The sequence below is a fragment of the Aeromonas sp. 130281 genome (assembly GCF_056642115.1).
Window position 1 is genome coordinate 461,114 of the sequence record NZ_JBWVQS010000001.1, and the last position, 18,661, is coordinate 479,774.

Annotated in this window: 15 protein-coding genes; 5 read left to right on the top strand and 10 right to left on the bottom strand. The window is 62.8% G+C overall.

All coding sequences use genetic code 11. The annotated features are described in order from the left end of the window. Positions 1-53: 53 nt before the first annotated feature. Together miaE and AC1IN8_RS02075 are read right to left on the bottom strand one after the other, a co-directional pair. The gene (gene miaE, locus AC1IN8_RS02070; RefSeq protein ID WP_005325367.1) at positions 54-812 is read right to left on the bottom strand and encodes a tRNA isopentenyl-2-thiomethyl-A-37 hydroxylase MiaE; all 759 of its coding nucleotides are present in this window, start codon (positions 810-812) and stop codon (positions 54-56) included. Between the two features lie 118 nt (positions 813-930). Beyond that, a complete protein-coding gene (locus AC1IN8_RS02075; RefSeq protein WP_479757889.1) occupies positions 931-1,944 on the bottom strand; it encodes a LacI family DNA-binding transcriptional regulator in 1,014 nt (337 codons plus the stop codon). A gap of 250 nt (positions 1,945-2,194) precedes the next feature. Here AC1IN8_RS02075 and ascF point away from each other — a divergent pair, with 250 nt between their 5' ends. Both ascF and AC1IN8_RS02085 read left to right on the top strand, forming a co-directional pair. Continuing rightward, entirely contained in the window at positions 2,195-3,649 is a 1,455-nt protein-coding gene (gene ascF / locus AC1IN8_RS02080; RefSeq protein WP_479757890.1) for a PTS cellobiose/arbutin/salicin transporter subunit IIBC, read from the top strand. 33 nt (positions 3,650-3,682) lie between these two features. Beyond that, positions 3,683-5,113, top strand: coding sequence for a 6-phospho-beta-glucosidase (locus AC1IN8_RS02085; protein ID WP_479757891.1), 1,431 nt, complete (start codon positions 3,683-3,685; stop codon positions 5,111-5,113). 106 nt (positions 5,114-5,219) lie between these two features. Here AC1IN8_RS02085 and purF read toward each other — a convergent pair whose 3' ends face one another. The 7 genes from purF to lrp all read right to left on the bottom strand — a co-directional run bounded on the left by purF (position 5,220) and on the right by lrp (position 14,376). Continuing rightward, positions 5,220-6,740, bottom strand: a complete 1,521-nt coding sequence (gene purF / locus AC1IN8_RS02090) for an amidophosphoribosyltransferase (RefSeq protein ID WP_139435468.1) — start codon at positions 6,738-6,740, stop codon at positions 5,220-5,222. Between the two features lie 18 nt (positions 6,741-6,758). Beyond that, the gene (locus AC1IN8_RS02095; RefSeq protein ID WP_005325372.1) at positions 6,759-7,250 is read right to left on the bottom strand and encodes a CvpA family protein; all 492 of its coding nucleotides are present in this window, start codon (positions 7,248-7,250) and stop codon (positions 6,759-6,761) included. A gap of 186 nt (positions 7,251-7,436) precedes the next feature. Next, positions 7,437-8,732, bottom strand: a complete 1,296-nt coding sequence (gene serS / locus AC1IN8_RS02100; RefSeq protein ID WP_479757892.1) for a serine--tRNA ligase — start codon at positions 8,730-8,732, stop codon at positions 7,437-7,439. Between the two features lie 287 nt (positions 8,733-9,019). Continuing rightward, complete coding sequence (locus AC1IN8_RS02105) at positions 9,020-10,357, bottom strand: replication-associated recombination protein A (protein ID WP_404838330.1); 1,338 nt, start codon at positions 10,355-10,357, stop codon at positions 9,020-9,022. Positions 10,358-10,509: 152 nt separating this feature from the next. Then, the gene (lolA, locus tag AC1IN8_RS02110) at positions 10,510-11,118 is read right to left on the bottom strand and encodes an outer membrane lipoprotein periplasmic chaperone LolA (RefSeq protein WP_139435460.1); all 609 of its coding nucleotides are present in this window, start codon (positions 11,116-11,118) and stop codon (positions 10,510-10,512) included. Between the two features lie 69 nt (positions 11,119-11,187). Further along, positions 11,188-13,692 (bottom strand): DNA translocase FtsK, encoded by a 2,505-nt coding sequence (locus AC1IN8_RS02115; RefSeq protein WP_479757893.1) that lies wholly within the window; start codon positions 13,690-13,692, stop codon positions 11,188-11,190. 192 nt (positions 13,693-13,884) lie between these two features. Then, the gene (lrp, locus tag AC1IN8_RS02120) at positions 13,885-14,376 is read right to left on the bottom strand and encodes a leucine-responsive transcriptional regulator Lrp (RefSeq protein ID WP_005300047.1); all 492 of its coding nucleotides are present in this window, start codon (positions 14,374-14,376) and stop codon (positions 13,885-13,887) included. Between the two features lie 150 nt (positions 14,377-14,526). Between lrp and ald the strand changes: the two genes are divergently transcribed. The 3 genes from ald to AC1IN8_RS02135 all read left to right on the top strand — a co-directional run bounded on the left by ald (position 14,527) and on the right by AC1IN8_RS02135 (position 18,074). Beyond that, positions 14,527-15,642, top strand: a complete 1,116-nt coding sequence (gene ald / locus AC1IN8_RS02125; protein WP_205641603.1) for an alanine dehydrogenase — start codon at positions 14,527-14,529, stop codon at positions 15,640-15,642. 183 nt (positions 15,643-15,825) lie between these two features. Beyond that, positions 15,826-16,776 (top strand): thioredoxin-disulfide reductase, encoded by a 951-nt coding sequence (gene trxB, locus AC1IN8_RS02130; protein ID WP_139435455.1) that lies wholly within the window; start codon positions 15,826-15,828, stop codon positions 16,774-16,776. Between the two features lie 56 nt (positions 16,777-16,832). Continuing rightward, on the top strand, positions 16,833-18,074 hold the full coding sequence (locus tag AC1IN8_RS02135) for a diguanylate cyclase (protein WP_479757894.1): 1,242 nt from the start codon (positions 16,833-16,835) through the stop codon (positions 18,072-18,074). A gap of 102 nt (positions 18,075-18,176) precedes the next feature. Here the strand turns inward: AC1IN8_RS02135 and AC1IN8_RS02140 are convergent, their stop codons facing one another. Beyond that, positions 18,177-18,647 (bottom strand): outer membrane lipoprotein, encoded by a 471-nt coding sequence (locus tag AC1IN8_RS02140; RefSeq protein WP_139435451.1) that lies wholly within the window; start codon positions 18,645-18,647, stop codon positions 18,177-18,179. Positions 18,648-18,661 lie beyond the last annotated feature (14 nt).

Here is an 18,661-nt window from a genome sequence, read left to right on the forward strand (position 1 = left end):
TGATTGCGTCGCTCGTAGTAGGAACACCGAGATAGTAGGCAGCCCCTTTGGGCTCAACAACTGTCAGATCTGACAGGCAGGCCGCTATGGAACCTGAATTGCGGGTCCGGCGAGCAGATAAGCTCGGCTTCAATCCGGCCAAAATAGGCGACCCGCTCGCTGATATCCTCCCCGGCATATTGCTCGGCCAGTGCCAGATAGTCCTGGTAATGGCGCGCCTCCGAGCGCAGCAGGGAGACATAGAAGCGGCCCAGCTCCTCGTCCAGGTGAGGGGCAATCTTGGCAAAGCGCTCGCAGGAGCGCGCCTCTATGTAGGCGCCGATGATCATCTTGTCCACCACGGCCGCCGGCTCGTAGGTGCGCACGTGGGCCAGCAGGCTGCGGGCATAGCGGGAGGCGGTGACGGGCCCGTAGGGGATGCCGCGGGCCTGCATGATCTCCAGCACCTGCTCGAAGTGATGCAGCTCCTCCTGAATGAGCCGCACCATGGGGAACAGCAGGGGGTTGCGCTCGAGTTCGGCGAACACGCTTCTGTCTGACTCGCCCATGGTGCGTTTGCCGAGGATCTCGGCCTTCTCGGGGATGGCATCCAGCTCACGGTAAAATTCGAGCTTGGGCAGCAGGTGGCGCTTCTCCTTGGGCAGGCAGTAGCGACGCACCAGGCTGTGGGCCGTCAGGGCGGCCTTGTTCTCGCAGTTGGCGTGATCGATGAGCAGGGTCGGCAACTGGGCGGGGTCCCGCGCCATCTCCACCCACTCATCCGGGGTCTCGCAATGCAGGAACTGGCGCACGGGGGCTAGCAGGTCATCCATCTGAACTCTTGCACTCTCTGGTTGGTCTTGATTGGCATTTATTGATACGGCGGGCGAGGCCCGCGAAGGGGGCCCATGCTAACGGATCCCGCCCCGCCTGCCCAGCACAGAGGCAGCCTCACTCCAGCAGGCGCTTGAGGGAATCGCGCCGGACCAGCTTGCCACTGAAAGAGGGCAGCGCCTCGGGCTCCCCCTCCTCCACCATGGTGATCAGCCGGCTGATGGTCTCCTGGATCATCTCGGTCACCGGCATCTTGACGCTGGCCAGCGACGGAATGACGTAGGGAGCCAGGGCGATGTCGTCGAACCCCACCACGGAGACCTGCTCCGGCACCGACACGCCGCACTCGTGCAACTGCTTGATGGCGCCGATCGCCATGTCATCGTTGCTGGCGATCAGGGCACTGAAGCTCACCCCGCGCGCCAGCAGGGTCGAGACGGCGGCCGCGCCGCAGGCGGGGGTCCACTTGCCGGGGGCGATCAGCGCCTCTTGCACGGAAATGCCGTGCCGGGCAAGGGCCTCGCGGTAGCCGGCGAGGCGCTCCATGCCGGTGGGGGAATCCGCCGAGCCCGTGATGAAGGCGATGTCGCTGTGCCCCATCTCGACCAGCCTCTCCACCACGGCCGCGGCGGCAGCCTGCTGATCGGAGTAGACGCAGTGCGCCGGGTGGCGCCGCAGCCGCCGGTTGAGCACCATGATGGGCTGGGAGTGCTGCTCGATGAGCTCGTCCATCTCCTCGACGCTGAGAAAACGCGGGTAGATGATGACGCCGTCACAGCGGGAGTCGAGCAGGTACTGGATGGCCTGTCGCTCCTCCTCGGCGCTGTGCTTGCCATCGGCCAGGATCAGCTGCCGGCCCCTGTCTTCGGTCAAGCGCGCCGCGTGGGAGAGCAGCTCGCTGAAATAGACGCCGTGATAGAGGGTGTTGGTCACCACCAGCCCCAGGGTCTGGGTGTTTTTGGTAGCCAGCTGCCTGGCCAGCAGGTTGGGGCGATAGCCGCTCTCCTCTATGGCCTGGAACACCCGATCCCGGGTCTCCTGACTGGTATAGCCATTGCCCGACAGCACCCGGGAGACAGTCGCCTTCGACACCCCTGCCCGCTTCGCCACCTCCAGCATAGTCGTCATCATCTTCCCCTCTTCTCGACGGGCCGCAGTGTACTGCACGGGACCCGCTTGTGCTAACGAGAATGGGCGCAGGCTCCCCCTTTCAGTGATCCCATTCACGCTTCTGCACAATGGCGGTGCGACCGTCTTGTCTGTGAGCATGAAACTGCGCATGCTGTGTGGAACCGGTTCCACAATGCAGTTTCATTCCCGTTCTTCCCGTCGTCAATGACGGGGATCGACAGGCCTCATTTGGTAAGAAGGATACGACTAGATGTCAAAGAACTACGCGGCCCTGGCCGGCAAGGTCATCACGGCCCTCGGCGGAACCGGCAACATAGTCGCCGTGACGCACTGCATGACGCGCCTGCGCTTCGTGCTGCAAGACCCCACCCTGGTGGACAGTCCCACGCTCAAGGCCACTGCCGGGGTACTTGGGGTGGTCAGCAGTGATAACCAGTGCCAGGTGATCATCGGCAACATGGTCTCCCACGCCTATCGCGAGGTGCTTGCCCAGTTGCCGGAAGGCGCACGGGGAGACCTGCCGGCGGCCAAGCCAGGCTTCAGCCTGCGCCGCATGGGCGCTGCCATCCTCGACGCCCTGATCGGCACCATGTCGCCGCTCATTCCGGCCATCATCGGCGGCTCCATGCTCAAGCTGCTGGCCATGGTGCTGGAGATGACCGGGGTACTGGAGAAAGGCTCCTCGACCCTCACCATACTCACTGTGGCCGGTGACGGCGCCTTCTTCTTCCTGCCCCTGATGGTGGCCGCCTCCGCCGCCGTCAAGTTCAAGACCAATATGTCGCTCGCCATCGCCATCGCCGGCGTGCTGGTGCACCCCAGCTTCATCGAGCTGATGGCCAGGGCCGCCGAGGGGGAGCAGGTGACCTTCGCCCTGATCCCGGTCACCGCGGTGAAATACACCTACACAGTGATCCCGGCCCTGGTGATGACCTGGTGCCTCTCCTACATAGAGCGCTGGGTCGACAGGATCACCCCGGCGGTGACCAAGAACTTCTTGAAACCCATGCTGATAGTGCTGATTGCGGCGCCGCTCGCCATCCTGCTCATCGGCCCCATCGGCATCTGGATTGGCACCGCCATCTCGGGCCTGGTCTACACGGTCCACGACTACCTGGGCTGGCTGTCGGTGGCCATCATGGGGGCGCTCTGGCCCCTGCTGGTGATGACCGGCATGCACCGCGTCTTCACCCCGACCATCATCCAGACCATCGCCGAGACCGGCAAGGAGGGCATGGTGATGCCCTCGGAGATAGGCGCCAATCTCTCCCTCGGCGGCTCCTCCCTGGCCGTCGCCTGGCGCACCAAAAACCCCGAACTGCGCCAGACCGCGCTGGCGGCGGCCGCCTCCGCCATCATGGCGGGGATCTCGGAACCCGCCCTCTACGGCGTCGCCCTGCGATTGAAGCGCCCCCTCATCGCCAGCCTCATCAGCGGTTTCATCTGCGGCGCCGTGGCCGGCATGGCGGGCCTCGCCAGCCACTCCATGGCGGCACCGGGTCTCTTCACCAGCGTGCAGTTCTTCGATCCGGCCAACCCCATGAGCATCGCCTGGGTGTTCGCCGTGATGGCGCTCTCAGTGGTGCTCTCCTTCGTGCTGACCCTGGTGATGGGGTTCGAGGACATCCCGGTCGAGAGCCAGACACCCCGGACGCCAGCCCGGGCCGACGCGGCCATGCCGGGCCAGCCGGCCACCAGCCTGTGAATTCATATCATCCGACATGACAAGAGGTAACCGATGTCGATAACCAGATTTCCCAAAGGCTTCCTCTGGGGCGGCGCCCTGGCCGCCAACCAGGCAGAAGGCGGCCATCGCGAGGGGGGCAAGGGGCTGACCACGGTGGACATGATCCCCCATGGCGCCAACCGCATGGCGGTCAAGCTTGGCCAGGAGAAGCGCTTCACCCTGCGGGATGACGAGTTCTACCCAAGCCACGAGGCCATCGATTTCTATCACCGCTACAAGGAAGACATCGCCCTGATGGCCGAGATGGGCTTCACCGTGTTTCGCACCTCCATCGCCTGGAGCCGGCTCTACCCGAACGGCGACGAGCCAGAACCCAACCCCGAGGGCATCGCCTTCTACCGGGCCCTGTTCCAGGAGTGCAGAAAGTACAACATCGAGCCTCTGGTGACCCTGTGCCACTTCGACGTGCCCATGCACCTGGTCGTGGAGTACGGCTCCTGGCGCAACCGCCAGATGGTGGACTTTTTCACCCGCTATGCCCGCACCTGCTTCGAGCAATTCGACGGCCTGGTGAAGTACTGGCTCACCTTCAACGAGATCAACATCCTGTTGCACAGCCCCTTCTCCGGGGCGGGGCTGGTGTTCGAGGAGGGGGAACACCAGGAGCAGGTCAAATACCAGGCGGCCCACCACGAGCTCGTCGCGAGCGCCCTGGCGACCCAAATTGCCCACGAGGTCAATCCGGCAAACCAGGTGGGTTGCATGCTGGCGGGAGGCAGCTTCTACCCCTACTCCTGCAAGCCGGAAGATGTCTGGGCCGCACTGCAAAAGGAGCGAGAGAACCTGCTGTTCATCGACGTGCAGGCGAGAGGCGCCTACCCGGCCTATGCGGCCCGGGTGTTTCGGGAAAAGGGGATCCGGCTCGTCAAGGCGCCGGAGGATGATGAGATCCTCACACACAGCGTCGATTTCGTCTCCTTCAGCTACTACGCCTCCCGCTGCGCCTCGGCCGACATGAACGCGGGCAACACCAGCGCCGCCAACGTGGTCAAGTCCCTGCGAAACCCCCACATCGAGGTGAGCCAGTGGGGTTGGGGCATAGATCCGCTCGGCCTTCGCATCACCATGAACAGCCTGTACGATCGCTACCAGAAACCCCTGTTCCTGGTGGAGAACGGCCTGGGGGCCATGGACGAGATCAACGCCGATGGCGAGATAGAGGACGACTATCGCATCGACTACCTGCGCGCACACATCGGCGCCATGGGGGATGCCATCGAAGACGGCGTGCCGCTGTTGGGCTACACCAGCTGGGGCTGCATCGATCTGGTCTCCGCCTCCACCGGCGAGATGAGCAAGCGCTACGGCTTCGTCCACGTGGACAGGGACGATGCCGGCCAGGGCACCCTGGCGCGCAGGCGCAAGAAGTCGTTCTGGTGGTACCGACAGGTGATCGCCAGCAACGGGGAAGATCTGGCATGACGAGGGCCGCCCCGCAGAGGAAGGGGCGGCTTGCGACAGAGACAAAAACAGAGATGGGGGCCTGGGCCCCCATCTCTGTTTCATGTCGACGACAGTCAGAAAACGTTTAACTGCCTTCGTTGAAGATCTCCAGGTTGCTGGTCCCTTCCTGCCACTCGCGCACCGCCTTGCTGTCGTCGTTGCGCAGGGCGTTCAGGTGGTCCAGATAGCCCTGATCCACGTCCGAGGTCACGTAGTGGCCATTGAACACCGAGGTCTCGAAGTGGCGCAGCTCGGGGTTGATCTCCCGCACCGCCTCTTCCAGATCTTCCAGATCCTGGAAAATCAGGCCATCGGCGCCGATCAGCTTGCACACCTCTTCCACTTCGCGGCCGTGGGCGATCAGCTCGTTGGCGGTGGGCATGTCGATGCCGTAGACGTTGGGGAAGCGGATTTCCGGTGCCGCCGAGGCGAAGTAGACCTTGGCCGCCCCTGCTTCACGGGCCATCTGGATGATCTGCTCGGACGTGGTGCCACGGACGATGGAGTCATCCACCAGCAACACCTTCTTGCCCTTGAATTCGGAGCTGATGGCGTTGAGCTTGCGACGCACCGACTTCTTGCGCTGGGTCTGGCCCGGCATGATGAAGGTACGGCCGATGTAGCGGTTCTTCACGAAGCCCTGGCGGTAAGGCAGGCCCAGGGTATGGGCGATCTCCAGCGCCACGTCGCAGGAGGTCTCGGGGATGGGGATGACCACGTCCACGTCGAGATCTTCCCACTCCCGTGCGATCTTCTTGCCCAGCTTGCGGCCCATGTTGAGACGGGCGGCGTAGACGGAGACCTTGTCGATACACGAATCGGGGCGGGCGAAGTAGACGTACTCGAAGATGCAGGAGCTCATCTGGGGGTTCTCCGCACACTGCTCGGAGAAGAGCTGGCCCTGCTCTGTGATGTAGATGGCCTCGCCCGGGGCGACGTCACGCACCGTCTCGAAACCGATGGCGTCGAGGGCCACGCTCTCGGAGGCGAGCATGTACTCCACCTGGCCCTGCTCGTCGGCGCGGCGGCCCAGGATCAGCGGACGGATGCCGTTGGGATCGCGAAAGCCGATGAGGCCGTGGCCGATCACCAGGGACACCACGGCATAGGCGCCGCGGATCTGCTGGTGCACCTTGCGCACCGCAGAGAAGATGTCCGCAGGGGCTAGCGCCATCTTGTCGCACAGATCCAGCTCGTGGGCCAGCACGTTCAGCAGCACTTCGGAGTCCGAGGTGGTGTTGATGTGGCGGCGGGCCACCTTGAACTGCTGCTCCTTGAGATCCTTGGCGTTGGTGAGGTTGCCGTTATGGGCCAGCACCATGCCGTAGGGCGAGTTCACGTAAAAGGGTTGGGCTTCAGCGGCACTGGAGCTGCCTGCGGTGGGATATCTGACATGTCCTATGCCGATATGCCCCTTCAGTCGCTGCATGTGGCGCACTTCAAACACATCCTTCACCAGGCCGTTGGCCTTGCGTTGCCGGAAGTTTCCACTGTCAATGGTCACGATCCCGGCGGCATCCTGTCCCCTGTGCTGCAACACCGTCAAGGCGTCGTAGAGGGCCTGATTGACGGGGGTGGTGCCAACTATACCGACAATACCGCACATGTCTTTGCTACCTCGAAGTCACTGTACCTGTTGAAGAAAACTGGACGAGTTCAGCATGAACCCGAAAAACCACTGGATCACCGGCTTGAACTCGGGAACCAGCTTGGACGCCACCCACCAGTCGCTCTGGGAGAGGCTGGTGAAGGTATCCATAAAAAACAGCAGGGCACTGACGATCAGTACCCCGCGAATGGCGCCAAAACAGACCCCCAGCACCCGATCCGTGCCGGAGAGTCCCGTCTTTTCCACCAGCAAGCCCACCACGTAGTTGACCACGCTCCCCAGGATCAGGGTCGCCACGAAGAGGGCGGCGATGGCCAGGCCGTTGCGCACCATGGCGTCGGAGAAAGAGGTGAAGTAGACGGCGAGATCCGGATAGAAATGGCTGGCAATGAAAAAGGCGACGAACCAGGTGACGAGGGACATGGCTTCCTTCAGGAAGCCGCGCACCAGGCTGATGAGGGCAGAGAAACCGACGATGCCGATGATGGCGTAATCAATCCAGACCATAGAAAAAGATGTCCTGCGAAATTGCGGCGCAGTCTAACAAAAACGATTGCGCAATGCTTGATAAAAATGTGTTAAAGGTTCAATGGAGCGTCGAAGGAGACCGCTCCTCGCCCCTGCCGGGGGCGGCTGGCGCCCAAATGCACAACGCCATGGCATGGCCATGGCGTTGTGGTCAGCAAGGTGGGCTTAGCCGATGTGGGTCAGGCCGCCCATGTAGGACTGCAGCGCCGCCGGGATGGCGATGCGGCCGTCTTCCTGCTGGTAGTTCTCTATCACCGCCACCAGGGTGCGGCCCACCGCGAGGCCGGAGCCGTTCAGGGTGTGCAGCAGCTGCGGCTTGCCGTCGACACGCACGCGAGCCTGCATGCGGCGCGCCTGGAAGTCGGTGCAGTTGGAGACGGAGGAGATCTCGCGGTAGGTGTTCTGGGCCGGCAGCCAGACTTCCAGATCGTAGGTCTTGGCGGCGCAGAAGCCCATGTCACCGGTACAGAGCGCCATCACGCGATAGGGCAGCTCCAGCAGTTGCAGTACCTTCTCGGCGTGACCCACCATCTCTTCCAGCGCGTCCCAGGACTTCTCCGGGTGCACCAGCTGGACCATCTCGACCTTGTCGAACTGGTGCATGCGGATGAGGCCGCGGGTGTCACGGCCATAAGAGCCGGCTTCGGAGCGGAAGCAGGGGCTGTGGGCCGTCATCTTGATGGGCAGTTCCTGCTCGTCGAAGATCTCGTCGCGGGCCATGTTGGTGAGCGGCACTTCGGAGGTCGGAATGAGGGAGAACTTGCGCAGCTTGCCCTCGTCTTCCCCTTCCCCCTCGATACCTGTGTTGAAGAGATCCTGGGAGAATTTCGGCAGCTGGCCGGTGCCGTACAGGCTGTCCGGGTTCACCAGGTAGGGCACGTAGCACTCGGTGTAGCCGTGCTGCAGGGTGTGCAGGTCCAGCATGAACTGCGCCAGGGCGCGGTGCAGGCGAGCAATCTGGCCCTTCATCACCACGAAGCGGGCACCGGAGAGCTTGACGCCATTCTTGAAGTCCACACCCTTGACCGCTTCACCTATGTCGATGTGATCCCGTACCGGGAAGTCGAACTCGCGCGGGGTGCCCCAGCGACGCACTTCCACGTTGTCGTTCTCGTCGCGGCCCACCGGGGTGGTGTCGCTCGGCAGGTTGGGGATGGCGTCCGAGATGGCCTTGATGTCGGCCAGCAGTGCCTCGAGCGCGACCTTGCTGGTCTCCAGCTCGTCGTTGATCTTGGTCACTTCGGCCTTGAGCGGAGCCACATCTTCGCCGCGACGGGCAGCCTCACCGATGGACTTGGAGCGGGCGTTGCGCTCGGCCTGCAGCTCCTGGGTACGGGACTGCAGATCCTTGCGTTTCTCTTCCAGAGCATTGACAGCCGCTACGTCCAGCGCGTAGCCACGTGCAGCCAGACGAGCGGCGGCCTCTTCGATATCGCTGCGCAGATATTTGGGATCCAGCATGGTTTACCTACTTTTTTTAATGGGATCTGGGCCTGGGTCATCCGCCCTGGCGAGAAAACAGATCCGGAAGTTAACATCGGTTGGCGCACCCCTATGTCTTCGGAATCGGGCCTTCGAAATCAAGAAGATGGTGCAAGGCCAAGACAAGCGGGGTCAGAGGGGCAGTGTAGCAGACCGCCCCCCCGCCCGAACAGGGCGTATTGCTGTCGTTTTTGCCAAGTTTGACGGCATCGGCAGGCTTATCTTCGCCGATCAGAGGGATCCCCATGCCGCCCGGCAACCCGCCCTTACTTGTCTCTCTGGCGCGGGCTCTGCCGGTCCAGCTCGCGCAGATAGTCGAGCTTCTGGGCGATCTGCTTCTCGAGGCCCCGATCGGTGGGCTGGTAGTAGTGCTTGCCCGCCAGCTCGGGGGGGAAGTACTCCTCGCCGGCGGCATAGGCGCCCGGCTCGTCGTGGGCGTAGCGGTATTCGGCGCCATAGCCGAGCTCGCTCATCAGCCTGGTGGGGGCGTTGCGCAGGTGCGGCGGCACCTCGAAGTCCGGCAGGTTTTTGGCGTCATTGAGCGCCGCCTTCCAGGCGGTGTAGACCGCATTGCTCTTGGGGGCGCAGGCGAGGTAGACGATGGCCTGGGCGATGGCCCGCTCCCCTTCCGCCGGACCTATGCGGTGGAAGCAGTCCCAGGCCGAGAGCGCCACCTGCATGGCGCGGGGATCGGCGTTGCCCACATCTTCAGAGGCAATCGCCAGCAAGCGGCGGGCGATATAGAGCGGATCGCAACCGGCGCTCACCATGCGGGCATACCAGTAGAGGGCCGCATCCGGCGCCGAGCCGCGAATGGACTTGTGCACCGCCGAGATGAGGTCGTAGAAGTGATCCCCCCCCTTGTCGAAGCGCGCCACATGCTCCCCCACCACGGCGGCGAGCAGGGCGCTGTCGATCACCCTCTCCCCTGCCCCATTGGCCTCGGCCATGTCGGCCAGGAGCTCCAGGTAGTTGAGGGACTTGCGCCCGTCTCCATCCACGGCTTTGGCCAGCGCCGCCTTCACCCCGGGGGCAAAGGTGAGGCTCGGGTCGTTGAGGCCACGGGGGTCTGTCATCGCCTGATCGAGCATGGCGAGGATGTCCTCCTCCTCCAGCCGTTTGAGCAGGTAGACCCGGGCCCGGGAGAGCAGTGCGTTGTTGAGTTCGAACGAGGGGTTTTCGGTGGTGGCGCCGATGAAGGTGATGGTGCCGTCTTCGATGTGGGGCAGGAACACATCCTGCTGGCTCTTGTTGAAGCGGTGCACCTCGTCCACGAAGAGGATGGTGCGCACCCCGCGCCAGCTGTTCTCCTTCGCCTTGTCGATGGCGGCGCGGATCTCCTTGATGCCGGAGGTGACCGCGGAGAGCCGCTCCACCTCGGCCTGGCAGTAGTGGGCCATCAGCTCGGCGAGGGTGGTCTTGCCGGTGCCGGGCGGTCCCCACAGGATCATGGAGTGGCAGTGCCCCGCCAGGATCGCCTTGCGCAGGGGCTTGTCCGCCCCCAGGATGTGCTGCTGGCCTATGTACTGATCCAGGGTTTGCGGCCGCATCCTGGCCGCCAGCGGACGAAAGTCCGACGAGAAATCCAGCGACAAGTTGCTCATCTGTATTGACCGTTCAGTATCACGCATACCGCCATGGAAAAACGGTCCGACGCGACATCCAACAAGAGGTTACTCATCTCTATTGACCCCCAGCGTCACGCCCGTCGCCGTTGACAGACGGGCTGACGATAAATCCAGCGACCGCCTGCTCATCAGCGCTGATCGTCCAGTGCGACCCCCTTGGGTATCTTGAACACGAACTCGTTGCCCTTGAGCACCGGCTTGCGGTTGAAGCTGCTCAAGACGAATTCGCTCCACTGCCCCTGGGCCTCTTTCACGTCGAACCGGCTGATGTTGTTCTGACGGTCGAAGGTGATGCGGAAGGAGGCGATCAGCTCGTCCTTGTTGCGGCTGGTGACTGTGTAGACGTCCCCTTCCTGGGTCACGTCGTAGTTCTTCCAGAGCCCGACATCGTTGCCGGCGATCAGCACGAAGGGGGTGTTGAGCACCGCATCCTTCATCTTGAGGGCGGTGACCTGCTCGACAAAGGGATCATAGACCCACACATCCTTGCCGTCCGCCACGATCAGGCTCTCGTCCGGGGCAGTGGTGTGCCAGTTGAAGCGGTTCGGGCGCTGCACCAGCAGGGAGCCGCTCGCCTTCTGCAGCTCCTTGCCCTTGCTGTCATAGACGGTCTGGGCAAACTTGGCCGAGAACAGGCTGACACCCGTCAGCTTCTGCTTGAGATCGCTGGCCGCATCGGCCCACACCTGGCTGCTGGCGAGCAACAGTACAGAACCCATCAATAATGCTTTTTTCATCGCGATTCCCGTTGAAGAGGGTCAGATAAAAGGCCATGTCCGCAGACATGGCCAGGATGATATGAAGGCTTAATCACGCACCGGGGGCGGTGCCAGCACGTCGCGCTGGCCGTTGCCCCCCGGAGAGCTGACGATGCCCTGGTTTTCCATCTGCTCGATGAGACGGGCCGCCCGGTTGTAACCAATCTTGAACTTGCGCTGCACGCTGGAGGTCGAGCCACGGCGGGATTCCACCACGAAGGCGACCGCCTCGTCGAACAGGGGATCCAGCTCCTCGTCACCCCCGCCGCCGTACTCGCCGCCACCGCCCTCGCCGTCCGACTCACCGGAGAGGATCTCGTCGATGTAGTTCGGCTCGCCGCGCAGTTTCCAGTCCGCCACCACCTTGTGCACCTCGTGGTCATCGACGAAGGCGCCGTGGACCCGGGTCGGGTTGGAGGTGCCGGCGGGCATGTAGAGCATGTCCCCCATGCCGAGCAGGGATTCGGCGCCGCCCTGATCCAGGATGGTGCGGGAATCTATCTTGCTCGACACCTGGAAGGAGATCCGGGTCGGGATGTTGGCCTTGATGAGGCCGGTGATGACATCCACCGAGGGGCGCTGGGTCGCGAGGATGAGGTGAATACCGGCCGCCCGCGCCTTCTGGGCGATACGGGCGATGAGCTCTTCCACCTTCTTGCCGACGATCATCATCATGTCGGCGAACTCGTCCACCACCACCACTATGTGGGGCAGCTTCTCCAGCTCCGGCGGCATCTGATCCATGGAGTCCCCCGGACGCCACAGGGGATCCCGCAGGGGCTCGCCCTCGGCGGCCGCGGCCAGCACCTTGTCGTTGTAACCCTTGAGGTTGCGCACCCCGACTGCGGACATCAGCTTGTAGCGACGCTCCATCTCGCCGACGCACCAGCGCAGGGCGTTGGCGGCATCCTTCATGTCGGTGACCACCTCGGTCAGCAGATGGGGGATCCCTTCGTAGACCGAGAGCTCCAGCATCTTGGGGTCGATCATGATGAAGCGCAGATCGTCCGGTGTCGACTTGTAGAGCATGGAGATGATCATAGTGTTGACCCCCACCGACTTGCCGGAACCCGTGGTACCGGCCACCAGCAGGTGGGGCATCTTGGCGAGGTTCACCACCACGGGTTCCCCCGCGATGTCCTGCCCCAGCCCCATGGTCAGCGGATTGTGGCTGCCAGAGAAGGCCTCGCAGTCCAGGGTCTCACGCAGGTAGACGGTCTGGCGCACCCGGTTGGGCAGCTCGATGCCGACGAAGGTCTTGCCCGGGATAACCTCCACCACCCGCACGCTGCTGGCGGAGAGGGAACGGGCGAGATCCCGCGACAGGTTGGTGATCTTGCTCGCCTTCATGCCCGGCGCCAGATCCAGCTCGAAGCGGGTGATGACAGGGCCCGGATACACGCCGACCACCTTGGCCTGGACGTTGTAGTCGGCGAGTTTCGCCTCCACCAGCCGGCCCATGCGGTCCAGCTCGTCCTTGCTCATCATCTGGGTCTTGGCGGGCGGGCGGTCGAGCAGCTCTATGCTCGGCAGCGGCGCCATGGCGGGCTGGGGGCGACGCTTGGGCTTGACCGGTGCGGCCACCGCAGGCGCGTCGGCCTCCTCCCCTTCCGCCCAGGGCAGATCGAGTTCGTCATCCCCGTCATCGGCCAGGGCCGGCTGACGGCGGGCAGTGGCAACGGCGGCGCGCTTGGGTCTGGCCACGGGCGCCGGCTCGTCCTCTTCATCATCGAATTGCGGATCGAACTGGAAGGTGTCGTCATCGAGCTCCGGCAGCCATTCGTCAGATTTTGACTTCTGGCTCCCCTTGGCCTTGGGGTTGCGCGTCCAGCTGCTATGGGGCTCGTCCTCTTCTTCGTCGAGATCCAGAGCGCCCACGCCCCCTTCCAGCAGGGGATCAGGCCCCTCAAAACGGGGCTGGCGCCAGCCGCCGGTGAGCCAGCGGCCCAGGGTCGTCGGGAAATGGTAGATGGCGCTGACGCTGCCGGTGCAGGTGGCACCGATCCGCTCGACTATGGTGAGCCAGGACCAGCCGGTGAACAGGGTGATGCCGGTGGCCACGAAGCAGAGCAGCATCAGGTTGGCCCCGACGCCGCCAAACAGGGGCTCCACGGCGGAGGCGATCACGTCTCCCACCAGGCCGCCTGCGGAGAAGTTCTGCAAGTCATTGAAGTTCATGCTGGCGATGGCGGACATGCCGAGCACCGTCAGGACGAAGCCGATGATGCGCACCGACAGGGTGAGATAGTCCACCTCCAGCAGCCGGCTCGGGCGCCAGAACAGGCTCCAGCCGAGCAGCACCACCAGGGGAGGCACCAGATAGGAGAAGGCCCCGAAGGTGAACATGGTGATGTCGGCGAGCCAGGCACCGGCGCTGCCCGCCAGGTTCTTCACCTCTCCCTGCCAGGAGGTCTGGGACCAACCGGGATCGGCGGGATGGTAGGTCAACAGGGCAAGCAAGAGATAGGCAGCCATCAGGGTGATGGCGATCAAGACGGCCTCGAAGATCCGTTGCGTACCTGACAAAGGAGTAAACAGCTTTTTATCGGCCAAACTCCGGCTCCTTTCTGAAAACATGTAATGCGGGGATAGGGGGCCTAGTATCCCTGAAAAGCCCACCGATTGTCAGCCAGTGCCTGAGGGCGGGGCCATGAATACAGTAATAAGAAGAAACGAGCGGACCGGCCGCTCGTTTCTGACTATCGTGACTCGTCGTGGTGCTTGCAAGTCACAGCACAATCCCGCTTATCGGGTGCTGATCACCAGACGGCTGCTCTGCTTGACCTCTTCCATCACCACATAGGTGCGGGTGTCATTGACGCCGGGCAGACGCAGCAGGGTTTCCCCCAGCAGACGGCGATAAGCCGACATGTCGCTGACGCGGGTCTTGAGCAGATAGTCGAAATCACCGGACACCAGATGGCACTCCTGGATCTCTTCGAGCACCTGAACAGCCTTGTTGAACTGTTCGAACACGTCGGGGGCGCCACGATTGAGGGTAATTTCCACGAACACCAGCAGAGACGCATCCAGATAATGAGGGTTCAGAATAGCGGCATATCCTTCGATATAACCTTGACGCTCGAGGCGACGAACCCGTTCCAGACACGGTGTGGGACTCAGGCCAACTCGTTTGGACAACTCAACGTTCGAAATCCTGCCATCCTTTTGCAGTTCATTCAGAATGTTGCGGTCAATCCTGTCCAAATCCTTTAGCCGACTCTTAGCTTCCATCATTTAATTCCATCCTTTGGCTATTTTTTGGTAAGAATCACCAGTCATTTTATAATAATGGTCACAAATCCTGTCAATACCTGAATATACTAGGCGCAAATGTTGCTTAACATCTGGGCAACATAAACCACCAATCGATAGACGAGGGATAGCATGATTATCGGTGTACCTAAGGAAATAAAAAACCATGAATATCGCGTAGGCATGGTTCCGGCCAGTGTACGTGAACTGACAGCACGAAACCATACCGTTTTCGTCCAAAGCGGCGCAGGAAATGGCATTGGCTTCAGTGACGCAGATTATCTGGCTGCCGGAGCCGAAATTCTGGCCTCCGCAGCAGACGTTTTCGCCAAGGCCGAGATGATCGTCAAGGTCAAGGAGCCCCAGGCGGTGGAACGCGCCATGCTGCGTCCGGGCCAGACCCTCTTTACCTACCTGCACCTGGCGCCAGATCTGGCCCAGACCCGGGAGCTGGTCGACAGCGGCGCCGTCTGCATCGCCTACGAGACCGTCACCGACGGCCGTGGCGGCCTGCCCCTGCTGGCCCCCATGTCGGAAGTGGCCGGACGCATGTCTATTCAGGCCGGTGCCCAGGCGCTGGAGAAGTCCCGCGGCGGCAGCGGCGTACTGCTCGGCGGCGTGCCCGGTGTGGAGCCGGCCAAGGTGGTGATCATCGGTGGCGGCGTGGTGGGTTCCAACGCAGCCCGCATGGCCATCGGCCTGCGTGCGGACGTGACCATACTCGACAACAACATCGACACCCTGCGCCGTCTTGACAGCGAGTTCCAGGGGGCGGCCAAGGTGGTCTACTCCAATCGCGAGACCCTGGAGCGCCACCTGCTGGCGGCGGATCTGGTCATCGGCGGCGTGCTGGTGCCGGGCGCCACTGCGCCAAAACTTGTCAGCCGTGACCACATTGCACGCATGAAGCCGGGCTCCGCCATCGTGGACGTGGCCATCGATCAGGGCGGCTGCGTCGAGACCTCTCACGCCACCACCCACGAGGATCCCACCTTCATCGTCGACGAGGTGGTGCACTACTGCGTGGCCAACATGCCGGGCGCCGTGGCACGGACCTCCACAGTGGCCCTGAACAACGCCACCCTGCCCTTCATCATCAAGCTGGCGGAACAGGGCTATCGCGGTGCACTGCTCGGCGATCCCCACCTGTTGCACGGCCTGAACGTGATGGCGGGCAAGATCACCTGCAAGGAGGTCGCCGTGGCCCACAACCTGGCCTACACGGATCCCCTGACCCTGCTGAACTGATCCCGCCCCCGCAAGGGAGCGTCGATGAGTGAAAATCCGCCCGCGATGGGCGGTTTTTTTATGGCGCAATCTGCGCCACCCTCCCCCTCTTTGGCGATTGCCACAATCGACGCCCTGGCCTTTGACCCCGGATCACGAATTACCTACAATCGCGCAAACTCATCACGTCTCGGAAAACACATCATGAGCCAAGTCACTCATAGCAAACTGCTGATCCTGGGATCAGGCCCGGCGGGTTACACCGCCGCCGTCTACGCCGCCCGCGCCAACCTCAATCCCCTGCTCATCACCGGCATGCAGCAAGGTGGTCAGCTGACCACCACCACAGAGGTGGAAAACTGGCCAGGGGACGCGGAAGGGCTGACCGGCCCGGCCCTGATGGAGCGCATGAAAGAGCATGCGGAAAAATTCGATACCCGCATCCTGTTTGATCACATCAATGAAGTGGAGCTGACCCAGCGCCCCTTCCGTCTCAAGGGTGACAACGGTGAATACAGCTGCGACGCGCTGATCATCGCCACCGGCGCCTCCGCCAAGTACCTGGGGCTGCCTTCCGAGGAGTCCTTCAAGGGCCGTGGCGTCTCCGCCTGTGCCACCTGTGACGGCTTCTTTTACCGCAACCAGGAAGTGGCCGTGGTCGGCGGCGGCAACACCGCCGTGGAAGAGGCGCTCTATCTGGCCAACATCGCCAAGAAGGTGCACCTCATCCACCGCCGCGACGAGTTCCGCGCCGAGAAGATCCTGATCAAGCGCCTCAATGACAAGGTCGAGAGCGGCAACATAGTGCTGCACACTCACCAGACCCTGGACGAGGTGCTGGGTGACAACATGGGCGTGACCGGCGTGCGCCTGCGCAGCACCCGGGACGACTCTACCTCCGAGCTGCCGCTGATGGGGGTCTTCATCGCCATCGGTCACCAGCCCAACACCCAGATCTTCGAAGGCCAGCTGGCGATGGAAAACGGCTACCTCAAGGTGCGGGGCGGCCTGGAAGGGTTCGCGACCCAGACCAGCATCCCGGGCGTGTTTGCCGCCGGCGACGTGGCCGACCACGTTTACCGTCAGGCGATCACCTCAGCCGGTACCGGCTGCATGGCGGCGCTGGATGCCGAGCGATATCTGGACGCACAATAAGCACAAGGATATAAAGGGCATGCCAAGTGGCATGCCCTTTTCTTTTAAGGAGCCGGATGAAACGGAAAATTTTGATTGTGGAAGACAGCCTGACGGTGCGCCGCATGTTGACCCAGGCCATTGCGCAGCAAACCGGGCTGGAGATAGATGCGTTCGATACCCTGGAGGGGGCCCGTGACTGCCAGGGCGAAGAGTACGTGGTCGCCCTGGTGGATCTCACCCTGCCAGATGCCCCGAGCGGAGAAGCCGTCAGCGTGCTGTTGGCGCGGGGCTTGCCCGTGGTGATCCTCACCGCCGACATCAGCGAGGAGAAACGGGAAGCCTGGCTGGAGGCCGGGGTGCTGGATTACGTGATGAAGGATTCACGCCACTCCCTGCAATACGCCGTCAGCCTGGTGCACCGCCTCTACCTCAACCAGGCCATCGAGGTACTGGTGGTGGATGACTCCCGCACCTCCCGTCATCGCACCGCCGCCCAGTTGCGCAAGCAGCTGCTGCTGGTGCACGAGGCAACCTGTGCCCGGGATGCCCTGGCCCTGCTGGAGCAGCACCCGACCATTCGCCTGATGCTGGTGGATTACTACATGCCGGAGATAGACGGCATCAGCCTGGTGCGGATGCTGCGGGAGCGCTACAGCAAGCAGCAGCTCGCCATCATCGGCATCTCGGTGTCGGACAAGCACGGCCTCTCTGCCCGCTACCTCAAGCAGGGGGCGAACGATTTTCTCAACCAGCCGTTCGAGCCCGAGGAGCTGCAGTGCCGGGTCAGCCACAATCTGGAGGCCCTTGAGCAGTTCAACAGCATCCAGGAGTCGGCCAATCGCGACTACCTGACCGGGCTCTACAACCGGCGCTACTGGTTCAACGAGGGGCAGAAGTGGTTCGAGGAGCATCAGCGTCAGCAGGCGCAGCTCGCCCTGTGCGTGCTCGATGTGGATCATTTCAAGCAGGTCAACGATCACTGGGGCCATGCCATCGGCGATGAGCTGCTCTGCCACCTGACCCGGCTGCTCACCCAGTTCTTCCCGGATGCCATGATAGCCCGTTTCGGTGGCGAGGAGTTTGCCCTGATGGTGCCCCACTGCCCGGTGCCCGTGCTGCTCAAGCGGCTGGAAGGGTTGCGGCAACAGCTGCGTCAGCAGCCGCTGTCACGGGAAGTGCCGCTGTTTGTGCGCGCCAGCTTTGGCGTCATCAATGTCGGGCGGCTCTCCATGGACGAGGCGCTCTGCGAGGCAGATCGCCAGCTGTATCAGGCAAAGAACACGGGTCGTGACAAGATAGTCTCCCAGGACGCCTGAGCACGTCTCGAGTGAGACGCTCCGTGTAGTACCGCCCGGCGCCCCTTGCGGCCGCCGGGTCATTCTCCCTCCTCACGCCCTCTCTGCCGCCCACGGGTTTCCTCAATAGGTCTTGTCGACCCGCACCCCATCGCTGAAATAGAGGATGCGCACCTTGTCTCCGCTCGCAAACACCATGGCCGGATCGTAATCCTGGATCACGTTGATGAGCCCGTCCTGCTCATTGCGGATCAAGAGTTCCACCAGCTTGTTCTCCACCACGCTGCCGCCGGACTGATAGTGCTGCACCGCGGCCGCTCCCGCCAATGCCCCCACGGCGGTGGCGATCTCCCGCCCATGACCGCCGCCAAACTGGTTGCCAAGCAGCCCCCCCAGCACGGCGCCACCCAGGGTTTTCCAGCCGGTATGCTCGGACTCCACCACCTGGCGCTGGGTGATGTTGCGCACCGTATCCACCTGGCCAAACACCACCTGATCCACGGGGCGCGCCGTGTTGCGCTCATAGGGTGCAGCCCAGGCGGGCGCCGTGACAAAGCCGAGCAAGCTGGATACTATCAGGATAATGGCCTTCATCTGTGAACCTCTGT

Bases quoted from the DNA above. Each gene is read 5' to 3' on its own strand.
- serS (WP_479757892.1), bottom strand. From the start codon at position 8,732: ATGCTGGATCCCAAATATCTGCGCAGCGATATCGAAGAGGCCGCCGCT.
- trxB (WP_139435455.1), top strand. From the start codon at position 15,826: ATGAGCCAAGTCACTCATAGCAAACTGCTGATCCTGGGATCAGGCCCG.
- miaE (WP_005325367.1), bottom strand. From the start codon at position 812: ATGGATGACCTGCTAGCCCCCGTGCGCCAGTTCCTGCATTGCGAGACC.
- AC1IN8_RS02075 (WP_479757889.1), bottom strand. From the start codon at position 1,944: ATGATGACGACTATGCTGGAGGTGGCGAAGCGGGCAGGGGTGTCGAAG.
- AC1IN8_RS02135 (WP_479757894.1), top strand. From the start codon at position 16,833: ATGAAACGGAAAATTTTGATTGTGGAAGACAGCCTGACGGTGCGCCGC.
- lolA (WP_139435460.1), bottom strand. From the start codon at position 11,118: ATGAAAAAAGCATTATTGATGGGTTCTGTACTGTTGCTCGCCAGCAGC.
- lrp (WP_005300047.1), bottom strand. From the start codon at position 14,376: ATGATGGAAGCTAAGAGTCGGCTAAAGGATTTGGACAGGATTGACCGC.
- AC1IN8_RS02105 (WP_404838330.1), bottom strand. From the start codon at position 10,357: ATGAGCAACTTGTCGCTGGATTTCTCGTCGGACTTTCGTCCGCTGGCG.
- ascF (WP_479757890.1), top strand. From the start codon at position 2,195: ATGTCAAAGAACTACGCGGCCCTGGCCGGCAAGGTCATCACGGCCCTC.
- purF (WP_139435468.1), bottom strand. From the start codon at position 6,740: ATGTGCGGTATTGTCGGTATAGTTGGCACCACCCCCGTCAATCAGGCC.
- ald (WP_205641603.1), top strand. From the start codon at position 14,527: ATGATTATCGGTGTACCTAAGGAAATAAAAAACCATGAATATCGCGTA.
- AC1IN8_RS02140 (WP_139435451.1), bottom strand. From the start codon at position 18,647: ATGAAGGCCATTATCCTGATAGTATCCAGCTTGCTCGGCTTTGTCACG.
- AC1IN8_RS02085 (WP_479757891.1), top strand. From the start codon at position 3,683: ATGTCGATAACCAGATTTCCCAAAGGCTTCCTCTGGGGCGGCGCCCTG.
- AC1IN8_RS02095 (WP_005325372.1), bottom strand. From the start codon at position 7,250: ATGGTCTGGATTGATTACGCCATCATCGGCATCGTCGGTTTCTCTGCC.